The organism is Streptosporangium sp. NPDC051022 (genome assembly GCF_040683035.1).
Lineage (GTDB): Bacteria > Actinomycetota > Actinomycetes > Streptosporangiales > Streptosporangiaceae > Streptosporangium.
The window spans coordinates 378,846-392,345 of record NZ_JBFBCF010000003.1 but is presented as its reverse complement, the minus strand read 5'-3'; the positions used below and the strand labels follow the sequence as shown (position 1 = coordinate 392,345).

The window sequence follows — 13,500 nt, the reverse complement described above, 5'->3', positions numbered from 1 at the left end:
GAGAACGGCCTCAACCCAACGCCAGCCGACTTCCAAGCCGGACGCGCCAGAGTGAGGGAGCCAATCACGAGGAGAGATCATGACGATGGGAAACGACCTGCGGCGCGCGGTCAGAGGACGGGTGCTGGTCGCGGGTGACGAGGGTTTCGAGCAGGCCGGACGGCCCTGGAACCTCATGGTCGAGCAGCCGGTCCTGGCCGTGGTCGAGGCCGAGGACGCCGACGACGTGGCCGCGCTGGTCCGCCACGCCCGCCTGGCCGGGCTGACCGTCTCCGCCCAGCCCAACGGGCACGGCGCGACCGGTGACACGGAGGGTGTGATCCTGCTGCGGACCGGCCGGCTCGGCGGCGTGGAGGTCCGGCCGCAGGCGCGCACCGCGCGGGTCGGCGCGGGCGTGAAGTGGGGCGAGGCGCTGGCCGCCTCGAGCCCGTACGGCCTGACCGGGCTGGCGGGCAGCTCGCCCGCGCCCAGCGTGGTCGGCTACACCCTCGGCGGCGGGCTGAGCTGGTTCGGCCGCCGTCACGGACTGGCCGCCAACAGCGTCCGCGCCTTCGAGGTCGTCGACGCCGAGGGCGACCGGACCCGGGTGAGCGCCGACTCCGACGCCGAGCTGTTCTGGGCGCTGCGCGGCGGCGGCGGCGACTTCGCGCTGGTGACGGCGATGGAGTTCGACCTGCACCCCGCCCCCCTGCTGTACGGCGGACGCATGCTGTGGCCCGCGGACCGGGCCCCCGAGGTGCTGGCCGCCTTCCGCGAGGTCACCGCCGAGGCCCCCGAGGAGCTGTCCCTCTGGTTCACCCTGCTGGACTTCCCGCCGCTGCCGTTCCTGCCCGACCTCCTGCGCGGCAGGTCCCTGGTCGCGATGGACGTCACCTTCCTGGGCGAGGCGGGCGAGGGGCAGGCCCTGATGCGCCGCTTCGACAAGATCGACGGGTTGGTCGCCGACACCCGCCGCCCGATGCCGGTGGCCGAGCTGGGCGACATCTGCGCCGAACCGACCGACCCGAGCCCCGCCCTGGGGCACGCGGAGCTGCTGACCGACCTCGACGACACGGTGGCCTCGACGCTGTCCGGACCGATCGCCCCGCTGCTCAGCCTGCAGATCCGGCACCTGGGCGGGGCGCTGGCCCGTCCCGTGCCCGGCGGCGGGGCCTGCGGCCACCTGGCGGAGCCGTACGTGCTCTACATGCTCGGCATGACCCCCGTCCCGGAGCTCGCCGCGGGTGTCGACGCCAGGCAGAAGGAGATCGCCCGCACGCTCGTGCCGTACACCAGCGGGCACAAGCCGTACACCTTCCTGGGCCTCGGGGAGCGGGCCGCGGCGGTCTTCCCCGGAGACGTCCTGGCGCGCCTGCGCGACATCAAGCGCGCCCGGGACCCCCGCGGGGTCTTCCGCAGCAACTACCCCGTCCTCGGCTGATCTCCGGCGGGCCCGCCGGGGATCAGCCCTCGAAGGTGGCGGGGTCCAGGCCGATCTCCCGGGCGGCGGCGACCCTGGCGTGGTGCAGCAGCCTGCCGCGGGACATGTTGCCCGCGTGCAGGGTGTAGCGGACCACCAGGCCGTCGAGCATCCCGTCGATCCGCTCGGCCGCCCCCTGGGGGTCGTCGCAGGCGAACTCGTCGTCCGCCACGCCCTGCTTGATCACCTCCGCCAGGATCTCGATCCAGGCCCCCTCCAGCTCCAGCAGGATGGACCGGACGTGCGCCTCGCGCACCCCGACGGCCCAGGCGTCGAGCCAGAGGATCCAGCTCTGGTCCGACCGGGAGGCCGGGATGTAGAAGCGCAGGACGCGGTCCAGGCGCTCGACCGCGGTCCCCGGCTCGGCGGCGATCTCCCTGAGCCGCTGGATCTCCGACTCGCTGGTGCTGCGGAGCATCTCGGTGATGAGATCGTCCTTGGTGGCGAAGTGATAGTGGATGAGACCACCGCTCACATTGGTCGCCTTGGCGATGTCCGCGACGCGGGTGCTGGCCAGCCCGCGTTCGAGAACGACCCGCCGGGCGGCTTCGAGCAGCTCAGCCCGGCGCTGGTCGGCCTGGTCCGCGCGGCTGCCGCGCGCCCCTCCTTCGCTCTGCACTGCGCAAGACTACAGCAGCGCGGCTCCGAGATCTCCATACTACTGACTAGCTGTTCAGTCAATAGCTTTCGGCCGTGTTCGCGTCCCCGGCTCGGTCACAGCGGTAGAGAGACTGACCGTCCTGGGTGCCGCCGTACTCGGCGGGGGCGACGGCGGCGCAGTTCGCCCGCACCCACGCGGTCACCTCGGAGCCGCCCGCGTCGGGACCGCCCCGGCCGCCGCCCGGGATCACGTAGCGCAGCCGGCCGGAGGCGACGAGTTCCTTGAACCGGTCGACCGTCATGGCCGGGTCGCCGCCGGTGAAGCCGCCCATCGCGATGACCGGCAGGCCGGTGGACAGGATCGCCGACGAGGCGCCCTGCGCGCTGCTCACCGCCACCAGCCAGGTCGCGCCGCCCATGTTCTTGCGCAGGTAGGCGATCATCTGCTGGTTCAGGTCTCCCCCGGGACCGCCGCGCACGCCGCCGGGGAGGCCCCCGGAGGCCCGGTCTCCGCCGTCCGTCCCGTCCTCCCGCGCGTACCGCCCGCCGGACCCGCCCTCGGGGAGACCACCGCCGGAACCACCTTCGGGGAAACCGTCTCCGGGACCGCCCTCGGGGAAGCCGCCCCCGGGAAGGTCGCCCGGCGTCCCCCCGGGAAAGCCTGCCGGCATCCTCCCCGGTCCCCGCATGCCGCCGAAGCCGCCGCTCCCCTCGGGGCCCGCGGTGGGGTTGGTGCCGTTGACCGCCGAGCCGAGCGGGGTCAGCGCGTAGGCCGCGGGACCCGCGAGTCCCGCCAGCAGCCCGGCGGCCAGGGCGACCGTCGCGACCCGCCGCCCGAGACGGCGCCCGAGACGGCGCCCGAGACCGGCCAGGACCAGCCCGGCCGTACCGGCCAGTGCGGCCCCCGCGACCGCCCAGGCCAGCCAGGGCACGAAGTCCGGGGTACGGCGGAGCACCGTGAAGGACCACGCACCGGTGACGGCGATCCCCAGGGGCAGCGCCCACCCCCAGGCGGAGGAGACCCGGTGCGCCCGCCACGTCAGCACCCCGCCGAGCCCGGTCAGGGCCGCGACGGCCGGGGCCATGGCGGTCGAGTAGTACGGGTGGAACGTCCCGCTGGAGAAGCTGAACACCACGTAGTGGACCGCCAGCCAGCCGCCCCACAGCAGCAGCGCCACGCGGGCGTCGCGGAGCGGACGGCCGGCGACCAGGGCCAGGCCCGCCACCAGGGCGATCACCGCGAACGGCAGCAGCCAGGAGATCTGCCCGGCCATGATGTCGTTGAACAGCCGCCCGGCGCCGGACTCGCCGCCGAACCCCGCTCCCCCGCCGAAGCCGCCGAAGCCGCCGAAGTCACCGCGCCCGCCGCCGGAGGCGGTGAAGTTCTGGCCGAGGACGCGGCCGAGGCCGTTGTAGCCGATGACCAGGTCCCAGACGGAGTTGTCGGTGCTGCCGCCGACGTAGGGGCGGCTCTCGGCGGGCCACAGGTCGACGATCACCATCCACCAGGCGCTGGAGACCACCAGCGCGGCCCCCGCCGCGAGCAGGCGCCCCAGGCGGCGCGGCACGGTGCCGGGTGCCGCGGCCAGGTAGACGAGGGCGAACGCGGGCAGCACCAGGTAGGCCTGGAGCATCTTGGTGTTGAAGGCGAGGCCCACCAGGACGGCGCACAGCACGAGGGTGCGCGTCCGGCCGGTGCGGATCGCCTCCTGGCAGCACCAGGCGGCCAGGACCAGCAGCAGCACGAGGACCGTGTCGGGGTTGTTGTCCCGGTTGATCGCCACCGTGATCGGGGTCAGCGTCATCACCAGGGCCGCGACCAGCCCGGCCGCGTGTCCCGCCGTACCGGGGAGGACGCGCCGTACGGCCGAGTGGACCACGCCGACGGCGGCGACACCCGCGGCGGCCTGGGGCAGGAGCATGCTCCACGTCCCGAACCCGAAGATCCGCGCGGAGAGCCCCATCACCCACAGCGCGAACGGCGGCTTGTCGACGGTGATGAACGACCCGGCGTCCAGGGCGCCGAAGAAGAACGCCTTCCAGCTGTGGGTGCCCGACAGGATCGCCGCGGCGTAGTAGGAGTTGGCGTCGCCGTTGCGGCCGAGCGCCCACAGGTGGAGGAGCGCGGCCAGTGCGAGGACCGCCCACAGGGCGGGACGCGCCCACCGGGGGTCGCCGGGGGCGCCGAGGAGGGCCCGGCGCACGGCGGCGCGCGGTCCCCCGCTCCCCCGCCGCGCCGTACCGGTCTCCCCGGTCGCCGTACCGGTCTCCCCGGTCAGGGGAGGTTCGTGCCGCAGCGTGGTCATCGGCCCGCCTCCTTCACGCGGCGCGGGTTGAAGACCCAGGTGCGCATCAGCAGGAAGCGGACCAGGGTCGCCAGCGCGTTGGCGACGATGACCGCGGCGGCCTGGGCGGTCGCCGACGCCCCGGGCAGGAGGTGGCCGAGCAGGGTCAGGCCGCCGGTGCTCAGCAGCAGGCCGATGAGGAAGGCCATGCCGCCTTCGAGCTGGTGGCGCAGGGCTCCGGTACGGCCGGTGACGCCGAAGGTGAAGCGGCGGTTGGCCGCGGTGTTGGCCACGGCGGTGACGAACAGGGCCACCGCGTTGGCGGCCACGGCGGGCATCACCGGCCGCAGGAGCATGAACAGCCCCAGGTGGGCCAGGGTGCACAGCACGCCGATCACCGCGAAGCTGGGCAGCTGGCGGGCCATGCCGACGGGCAGCCGGGCCCGCTGGACACGGGGCGGCACCGGGATCCTGGCCGCACCCGACAGGGTCTTGCGCGCGACCCTGGCCATCCCCCGCAGGTCGTCCACGGCGGTCCTGACGATGTCCACCCGGCTGTCGGGGTCGTCGACCCAGTCGACGGGCACCTCGTGGATGCGCAGGCCGTGGCGCTCGGCGAGCAGCAGCAGCTCGGTGTCGAAGAACCACTCCTCGTCCTCGACGGCGGGCAGCAGCGCCTGGACGATCTCGGTGCGGGCCGCCTTGAACCCGCACTGGGCGTCGGAGAAGCGTGCGCCCATGGCCGAGCGCAGCAGCAGGTTGTAGGTCCGCGAGATGAGCTCCCGCTTCGGGCCCCGGACGACGTTGGCGCCCCTGGACAGGCGGGTGCCGATGGCCAGGTCGCTGTGACCCGACAGCAGCGGGGCGACCAGCGGCAGGAAGGCGTCCAGGTCGGTGGAGAGATCGACGTCCATGTAGGCGACCACGTCGGCGTCGCTGGCCGACCACACCCTGCGCAGCGCCCGCCCGCGTCCCTTTGCGTCCAGGTGGACGGCGTTCACGTGGGGCAGCTCCCGGCCCAGCTCCGTGGCGATCCGCCAGGTGGCGTCGGTGCTGGCGTTGTCGGCGATCGTGATGCGGAAGCCGTAGGGGAAGGTGCCCGTGAGGTAGGCGTGCAGGCGGCGGACGCTCTCGGCGAGCACGCGCTGCTCGTTGTACACCGGGACGACGATCTCGACCAGCCTGGTGCGGGCGGGCGCGGTCATCTGCTTCACGCTGCCTCCCAGGGGTGACGACTCGGATCTCTCATGTCCCCAGGCTCATCAAGTGATCTTGGGCGTTCCTGAGCCGACCATTAACAGCTGGTGAGAAAACCGACGGATCCCAGAATGGCGGCAAAGAGATTGGGACAACCGAAAAATCACCACATAGGAGACGACCGCTCGGAGGCACGGCCGGGCCGGAAGAGCCGCCGCCCCCGGGCGGAGCCCCACCGCCCCGGGGCCGGAGGCCCACCGGTCCCGGGCCGGGGAGCCTCCGGGCCGGAGGGAGTGTCAGGCTTCGGCGGCGGGGCCGCCGGCCCGGGTGGGAGAGCCGGGCAGCCGCACCCTGGCCAGCGCACCGCCGCCCGCGGCGTTCTCCAGGGAGACCTCTCCCCCCGCCTCCCGTACGGCCTGCGCCACGATGGCCAGCCCCAGCCCGGAGCCCGGCATGCTCCGGGCCGACGAGGACCGCCAGAAGCGGTCGAACACGTAGGGCAGCTCGTCCCTCGCGATGCCCGGACCGTGGTCCCTGACGGTCAGCTCGCCGCCGCCCAGCCGTACGACGACCGAGCCCGAGGAGAACTTCACCGCGTTGTCGAGCAGGTTCACCACGGCCCGCTCCAGGGCGGCCTGGTCCCCGCGGAGGTACCACGGTTCCAGTTCGACCTCCATCGGGGTCTCGGGCGCGCGGAGCGCGGCCCGGCGCACCGCCGACTCGACCACCTCGTGAAGGGCGACCTCGACGTGCGGCTCGTGCTCGCTCTCCGAGCGCGAGAGCTGGAGCAGGCCCCCGACCAGCGTGGACATCTCCTCGAACTGGGCCTTGAGATTGGCCAGCAGCCTGCGTTTCGGAGCCGGGTCCAGCGGGCGGCCGGTGTTCTCACTGCGCAGCAGCAGGTCGATGTTGGTACGCAGGCTGGTGAGCGGGGTGCGCAGCTCGTGTCCCGCGTCGGCGATCAGCCTCCGCTGGCGTTCGCGGGAGGCGGCCAGCGCGGTGGTCATCGCGTTGAAGGAGGTGCCGAGCCTGGCGATCTCGTCGGTGCCCTCGACCGGGATGCGGGTGTCGAGGTCCTCGGTCCTGGCGACGTGTTCCACCGCCTCGGCCAGGCGTCCGACCGGGCGCAGCGCCGTACGGGAGATGAGCAGCCCGGCCGAGGCCGCGCCGACCACGCCGAGCGCGGCGACCCCGGCCAGGATCCAGGCGAGCGTGGTGAGGGTGGACTCGAACTCGGCCAGCGGCCGGGCCTCCATCACTACCCGGCCGAACCCGGCGCTCCTGACGAGCACGCGCACCGACGCCCCGTCGTCCGTCGTGCCGTCCCGGAACTCCTGCCGTCCCGCGGGCGCGGCCGCCAGCGCGCGGTCACCGGGCACGACCCGCACCCCGACCGAGCCGATGACGCATATGCGGCCGTCGACGTCGATCGCCTGCAGGAGCTGGAACCGGGGAGGCGGCGGCCGGTTGAGGCCGTTTCCCGAGCAGTACTGATCGATCCACTCGGTGCCCTGCGGGCCCTTCGGCCCGGCCAGCGAGCGCTCGACCTGGTTGAGCAGCTCGGACCTGACGATGAACCAGCAGACGGCCGCGCACACCGCGATCGCCAGCGCGACGGCGGTCGCGACCAGCAGGGTGAGCCGGGAACGCAGGGAGCGGCGTTTTCTCATGGCGAACCCGTCAGGAGGTCCGCAGCACGTAGCCGACGCCGCGGACGGTGTGGATCAGGCGGGGGCGGCCCGCGCTCTCGGTCTTGCGGCGCAGATACATGACGTAGACGTCGAGGGAGTTGGAGGACGGCTCGAAGTCGAACCCCCAGACCTGGCTGAGGATCTGCTCGCGGGTGAGCACCTGGCGCGGGTGCACCATGAACAGCTCCAGCAGGAGGTACTCGGTCCGGGTCAGCTCCAGCGGCTCCCCGCCCCGGGTCACCTCGCGGCTGGCGGTGTCCATCCGCAGGTCGCCGTAGACGAGCGTGCCGTCACCCGCGGCCGGCGCGGTCAGGGCGCCGCGCCGCAGCAGCGCCCTGACCCGGGCCAGGAGCTCGTCGAGCTCGAACGGTTTGACCAGGTAGTCGTCGGCCCCCGCGTCCAGCCCCGAGACCCGGTCGCCCACCGCGTCGCGGGCGGTGAGCATCAGCACCGGCACGTGGTTGCCCGCGGCCCTGAGCCTGCGGCAGGCGGTCAGCCCGTCCAGCCTGGGCATCATCACGTCGAGCAGCACCAGCTCGTACGGCTCCCGCCGCAGGACCTCCAGCGCGGCCTGGCCGTCCTCGGCCAGACCGACCCGGTATCCCTCGAACTCCAGGCTGCTCTGCAGCGCCTCCCTGAGCGCGGGCTCGTCGTCAACGACCAGCACCCGCGCGGTCTCACCGTCGCCCATGTCCCCCAAGGTAGAGGCTCATCATGAGAACCCCATGAGGGGCTCAGCGGCGCCCCGCCCGGTCCCCGTCCCCGTGCTCGTCCCCGTGCTCGTCCCCGTTCTCGCCCGTGTCCGTCACCACGCCACCGGAAGCGCTCCCAGGCCGAAGACCACGCCGTCGTACTTGAACGGCAGTTCGTCGTCCTCGCCCACGATGCGCAGGGTGGGGATCCGCTCGAAAAGCGTCCGGTAGGCGATCTCCAGTTCGGCGCGGGCGAGGTTCTGGCCGAGACACTGGTGCACGCCGTATCCGAAGGCGACGTGGTTGCGGGCGCCGCGCCGCAGGTCGAGCTCGTCGGGGCGCTCGAAGACACGGGGGTCCCGGTTGGCCGAGGCACCGAGCACGAACATGCCCTCCCCGGCCCGTACCGTCTGACCGCCGATCTCCATGTCCTCGGTGGCGACCCGGTCGAAGACGATCCAGTCGACGATCGAGTGGTATCTCAGCAGTTCCTCGACGGCGTCCGGCCAGCCCTCGGGGTCGGCGCGCAGCGCGGCGAGCTGGGCGGGATCGCGCAGCAGCGTGTGGACGCCCAGCGGGATCATGTTCGCGGTGGTCTCGTGACCCGCGACGAGCAGCAGGAACGTCATGCCGACCAGTTCGTCGTGGGAGAGCTCGCCGGTCTCCCGGCGCGCGGTCACGAGCCGCCCGACCAGGTTGTCCCCCGGCCGCCGCTCGGTCTCGGCGATCAGGCCGTCGAGATACTCCCAGATCTCCGCCACCGCGTCGGGGGAACCGTCGGCGGCCGGGCTCGACGAGATCATCTCGCGGGTCCTGGACTGGAAGAAGTCGTGGTCGGCGTAGGGGACCCCGAGCAGTCTGCAGATCACCAGCGACGGCACGGCCAGCCCGAACGCCTCGACGAGATCGGCCGGGGAGCCCTGCTTGAGCATGTCGTCGATGAGCAGGCCGGTCACCTCCTGGATGCCGGGACGCATCTCCCTGACCCGCCGGACGGTGAACTCGGGGATCAGCATCCGCCGGTAGACGTCGTGTTCGGGCGGATCCATGTCGATGAACTGGCCGACGTGGAATCTCGCCTGGACCCGCCGTTCCTCCTCCGTGAGCGGCCGCTCGTGGAAGGCGGCCATCGGGTGGCCGGGGGTGGCGGGGTCGGTGCTGATCCGGGGGTCGCCGAGCACCTGCTGCGCCTCGGCGTGCCGGGTCACCAGCCAGATCTCCCCTCCGGGCAGCCGCGCCCTGACCAGTGGAGCCTGTTCGCGGAGGCGTCCGTACTCGGCCGGGGGTGAAAACGGACAATCGCGAGGAAAGGGAAATCTCTGCGCCATAGGGGCAATCTTCGCAGGTCAGGACACTTTCCTTACTTACAGGAAAGTAAGGAAAGCACCATCCGGCCGTCAAACGTGACACGGGAACGGCGTCAGACGGGAAGTGGCGGAACGGCGACGAACGCCCGGCGCGGCGGTACCGGGGAACGGATTCGGCCGGAACCGTCACGCGGCGTTCGTCCCGGGCCGGTGGACGTTCGTCCCGGGCCGGTGGAATCGCCGCACCACCGGGCCCGGGTCCGGGTCCGCCTCAGGTCAGCAGCGCCATCGCGGCGTTGTGGCCGGGGATGCCGCTGACCCCGCCGCCGCGCCGGGCCCCCGCGCCACAGAGCAGGACGCGCTCGAAGGCGGTCTCGACGCCCCATCGCCCCGGCTCGCCGTACGGCCAGGACAGGTCGCGGTGGAAGATGTGACCGCCGGGCAGGCCCGCCTCCCGCTCCAGGTCGACCGGGGTCTTGACCTCCAGGCACAGGCGGCCGTCCGGGGCGCGCAGCAGGCAGTCCTCGATCGGTTCGGCCAGCACCCGGTTCATCGAGGCCAGCGTGGCCCGCAGCGCGGCCTCGCGGGCCCCCTCCGGGTCGTCGCGGAACAGCCGCGCGGGCATGTGCAGGCCGAACAGCGTCATCGTCTGGGCCCCTGAGGCGCGCAGCTCCGGGCCGAGGATGGAGGGGTCCGTCAGCGAGTGGCAGTAGACCTCGGCGGGGGGCAGCGCGGGGATGCGCCCCGCGGCGGCCTCCGCGTACGCGCGGGCGAGCTGGTCGCGGCTCTCGTTGATGTGGAAGGTCCCGCTGAAGGCCGCCTCGGGGGTGACCCGTGCGTCCCTGAGCCGGGGCAGCCGCGACAGCACCATGTTGATCTTGAGCTGGGCGCCCTCCGGCTCCCCCCCGTCCACCCCCAGCAGGCGGGCGAGCACGGCCGGCGGCACGTTGGCCAGGATCCGGTCGCCGCGGACCGCGTGCTCTCCCGCCGCGTCGCGGAAGGTGACCTCGCCGGACGGGTCGACGGCCAGGACCTCGGCCCCGGTCAGGATCTCGGCCCCGGCCGCGCGGGCGGCGTCCGCGAGGCTCCCGGAGACCGCGCCCATGCCGCCGACCGGGACGTTCCAGTCGCCGGTGCCGTCGCCGATCACGTGGTAGAGCAGGCAGCGGTTGGCCAGCAGGCCGTGGTCGTGAGGGTCGGCGAAGGTGCCGATCAGGGCGTCGGTGAGCACCACTCCGCGGACGGTGTCGTCGGCGAACCACTCGTCGACGACCTCGCCGATCGGCCGCTCGAACAGTTCCCGCCAGGCCTCCGCGCCGACGAGGTCCCGCATCTCGGCGCGGTCCACGAGGGGCTCCAGCAGGGTCGGCGCGACCCTCCGGGCAACCTCGGCGGTCATCGCGTAGAACCTCCGCCACGCCTCCAGGTCGGCGGAGCCTCCGGTGACCCGGGCGAAGGAGTCCTCGGTGCGGCCCGCGTCGCCGTTGTCCACCAGCAGGCCGGTGTCCCCGGTGGGCGTGTAGGAGGCGTAGCGGCGGCGACGCAGCTCGACGCCGAGCCCGAGGTCGGCCACGATCCTGGCGGGCAGCAGGCTGACCAGGTAGGAGTAGCGCGAGAGCCGGGCGTCGACGCCGGGGAAGGCCCGCGCCGAGACCGCCAGGCCACCCACGTGGTCCAGGCGCTCCAGCACGAGGACCCGGCGGCCCGCGCGGGCGAGGTAGGCGGCGGCGACCAGGCCGTTGTGGCCGCCTCCGGCGATCACAACGTCATAACAGGAACGGAACACGGTGGACATCCCGGGTCGAAGGAAAGCTGACGGGCGAGGGCTCCGCTCGCTTTAGAGGCCGGTCTGCCAGTGCGGCTCAGGACGGAGAATGCTCAACACCTCAATCACCACCATGTCACGCACCATATAGCGAAGAAGACAAAACGGTCCACAGGTGCCGCGGACTCACTCCCGCGCCGCGGAGAGGGTGATCCTCAGCAGGGTGGCGGCGGGTCCCGTGGGGGTCCGGCCCCGCCGCCAGACCGCGCGCAGGCGGCGTTCGAGGTCGATGCCCTTGGTCGGCACCTCGATCAGGCGGCCCGTGGCCAGCTCCCCCTCGACCGCGTACCCGCTGAGCACGGCCGGGGCCGCGCCCTCGCGGGCCGCCCCCTTGACCGCGGTGTTCGAGCCGAGTTCGAGCCGGGGGGCGGCGACCTCGTGGTCCGCCAGCGCGCGCTCCAGGGTCTCGCGGGTGCCCGACCCCCGCTCGCGCACGACCAGCGGGGTCGCGGCCAGCTCGGCGGCCAGCAGCACCGTACGGCGGCGCGCCCACGGATGCCCCGGCGCGACCACGACGACCAGGCGGTCGGTGGCCACCACCCGCGAGGCCAGCCCCGGCGGGACCCAGGGCCCCTCCACGAAACCCAGCTCGATGCCGCCGCCGACCAGCCTGGCGACCTCGGCCGAGTTCTGCACGTCCAGCCCGACCTGCACCTGGGGCTCACGGTTCTGCAGCTCCCCCAGCCAGCGCGGCAGGAGGTACTCGGCCACGGTCATGCTGGCGGCGATGTGCAGGTGGGCCTCCCTGCCGCGCCGTACCGCCTCCGCCCCGCGCATGAGCTCCTCGGCCGCCGCCAGCACCTGCGTGGCCCAGGCCGAGACCATCACCCCCTGGGGGGTGAGCGTGGAGCCGCGCGGGGTGCGCTCGAGCAGGGGCAGCCCCAGCCGCCGCTCCAGCAGCACGATCCGTTTGCTCGCCGACGGCTGGGCGATGCCCGCCGCTCTGGCCGCCTGGCCGAGGCTCCCCAGGCGGTCCACATCGACGAGCAGGCGCAGGGACTCCAGATCGGGCAGATCACTCATAGCCCTAGGCTATGACCTTACAAGAAGACGATGTCTACCGCCCACATTCGGTCAATCCGAAACTCGAGATATGACCATCTCCTCGCCTCCCGGCTCTCCTTCCACAGGTGCGGACGACTCCGGCAACGGCCGACTTCACGACGCGGATCCCGCGGCGGCCACCCCGGCCCCCGTGCTCCCCGATCGGGAGGTGCCCGCCCGTCGTACGCGGAGACCGGCGCCTCGAGGGGCACGGCGGGGGACGGGGCCGGAGGCCGGGCGAAGGACCCGGTGGGCGGCGGCGGCCGGGCTCCGCGCCCTCGCCCCCGGGCTCGCCCTGACCGCGGTCGCGGTCGTGGTGTCCCTGCGGGCGAGCACCGTGCTCCCCGGGGTGAGCGCGGCCGTGGTCTCGGTGGTCCTCGGGGTCGCGCTGACCAACCTCGGCGGCCTGCGCCCCGCGTTCCTCCCCGGGCTGCGCTTCGCCAGCCGCAGGGTGCTCCGCCTGGCGATCGTGATGCTCGGACTGCAGATCGCGCTGCCCGAGGTGCTGGCGCTGGGCTGGCAGGCCCTGGCGCTGATCGCCGTCTCGACCTCCTGCACGTTCCTGGCCACCCGGTGGATCGGTCCCCGGATCGGGGTGAGCCCCCGCAGATCCCTGCTCATCGCAACCGGGGTCTCGGTCTGCGGGGCCGCCGCGGTGGCGGCCATGCACGAGGTGGCCGGCAGTGACGACGACGACGTGGCGAGCGCGGTCAGCGTGGTGGTCCTGTACGGCAGCGCCGCGATCGTGGTGGTGCCGTCGCTGGCACGGCTCCTGGACCTGACCCCGCACCAGCTCGGCCTCTGGACGGGCGCCTCGGTCCACGAGGTCGCCCAGGTGGCGGCCATCGGCGCGGCGGCCGGTGCGGGGGTGCTGGCGAGCGCGGTGGTGGTCAAACTGGCCCGGGTCGTGCTGCTCGCCCCGATGGTCGCCCTCACCTCCGTCGCACTGCGCCGTACGGCCGCCCGTGCCGCGAGGGCGGAGGCCGCGGGCGCCCCGGCGACGACGGAGAGGCCGGAGGAGGGGACGGAGGAGGGGACAGCGCGGACGACGGGGGCCGGGAGGCGCCCGCCGCTGGTCCCGCTGTTCGTGCTGGGGTTCCTCGGGACGGTGGCGGTCCGCAGCCTGGGCCTGGTACCCGCCGGAGTCACCCAGGTACTCCCCCAGGTGACGGGAATGTTGCTCGCCGCCGCACTCTTCGGGCTGGGGACAGGCGTCAATCTCAGGGAACTGCTCCGCGGCGGGCGTTCACTGGCGCTCGGCGGGGTGGCCACCGCTGTCATCGGCGCGATCTCACTGATCGGCGTCGCCACCCTCGGCTGATCTCCAGGTAGACGTGGTCCGGTAACTTCCGTAACGTGCTCTTTCCGGAACAAGCAGCTTGTTTACGCCGTTTCACAGG

General features: G+C 73.2%; 10 protein-coding genes. 2 read left to right on the top strand and 8 right to left on the bottom strand.

The features are described from left to right. Positions 1 to 79 precede the first annotated feature (79 nt). Complete coding sequence (locus AB0N02_RS08415) at positions 80 to 1,420, top strand: FAD-binding oxidoreductase (RefSeq protein WP_363943980.1); 1,341 nt, start codon at positions 80 to 82, stop codon at positions 1,418 to 1,420. 22 nt (positions 1,421 to 1,442) lie between these two features. On the opposite strand, the gene AB0N02_RS08410 is transcribed toward AB0N02_RS08415, so the two are convergent. From AB0N02_RS08410 to AB0N02_RS08375, 8 genes are all read right to left on the bottom strand, one after another. Further along, complete coding sequence (locus AB0N02_RS08410; protein ID WP_363943978.1) at positions 1,443 to 2,078, bottom strand: TetR family transcriptional regulator C-terminal domain-containing protein; 636 nt, start codon at positions 2,076 to 2,078, stop codon at positions 1,443 to 1,445. A gap of 58 nt (positions 2,079 to 2,136) precedes the next feature. Further along, on the bottom strand, positions 2,137 to 4,365 hold the full coding sequence (locus AB0N02_RS08405; protein WP_363943977.1) for a glycosyltransferase family 39 protein: 2,229 nt from the start codon (positions 4,363 to 4,365) through the stop codon (positions 2,137 to 2,139). Further along, entirely contained in the window at positions 4,362 to 5,549 is a 1,188-nt protein-coding gene (locus AB0N02_RS08400) for a bifunctional glycosyltransferase family 2/GtrA family protein (protein WP_363944229.1), read from the bottom strand. Before AB0N02_RS08400 ends, AB0N02_RS08405 begins: the two co-directional genes overlap by 4 nt. Before the next feature lie 288 nt (positions 5,550 to 5,837). Further along, on the bottom strand, positions 5,838 to 7,211 hold the full coding sequence (locus AB0N02_RS08395; RefSeq protein ID WP_363943976.1) for a HAMP domain-containing sensor histidine kinase: 1,374 nt from the start codon (positions 7,209 to 7,211) through the stop codon (positions 5,838 to 5,840). A 10-nt stretch (positions 7,212 to 7,221) separates the two neighbouring features. Continuing rightward, the gene (locus AB0N02_RS08390) at positions 7,222 to 7,923 is read right to left on the bottom strand and encodes a response regulator transcription factor (protein ID WP_363943974.1); all 702 of its coding nucleotides are present in this window, start codon (positions 7,921 to 7,923) and stop codon (positions 7,222 to 7,224) included. 114 nt (positions 7,924 to 8,037) lie between these two features. Then, positions 8,038 to 9,132 carry a cytochrome P450 gene (locus AB0N02_RS08385; RefSeq protein WP_363943972.1) on the bottom strand — a complete coding sequence of 365 codons (1,095 nt, stop codon included), beginning with the start codon at positions 9,130 to 9,132 and terminating at the stop codon, positions 8,038 to 8,040. A 370-nt stretch (positions 9,133 to 9,502) separates the two neighbouring features. After that, positions 9,503 to 11,026 (bottom strand): NAD(P)/FAD-dependent oxidoreductase, encoded by a 1,524-nt coding sequence (locus tag AB0N02_RS08380; RefSeq protein ID WP_363943971.1) that lies wholly within the window; start codon positions 11,024 to 11,026, stop codon positions 9,503 to 9,505. A 156-nt stretch (positions 11,027 to 11,182) separates the two neighbouring features. Continuing rightward, positions 11,183 to 12,079 carry a LysR family transcriptional regulator gene (locus AB0N02_RS08375; RefSeq protein WP_363943969.1) on the bottom strand — a complete coding sequence of 299 codons (897 nt, stop codon included), beginning with the start codon at positions 12,077 to 12,079 and terminating at the stop codon, positions 11,183 to 11,185. Between the two features lie 70 nt (positions 12,080 to 12,149). Between AB0N02_RS08375 and AB0N02_RS08370 the strand changes: the two genes are divergently transcribed. After that, positions 12,150 to 13,421, top strand: a complete 1,272-nt coding sequence (locus AB0N02_RS08370) for a putative sulfate exporter family transporter (protein WP_363943967.1) — start codon at positions 12,150 to 12,152, stop codon at positions 13,419 to 13,421. Positions 13,422 to 13,500: the final 79 nt, after the last annotated feature.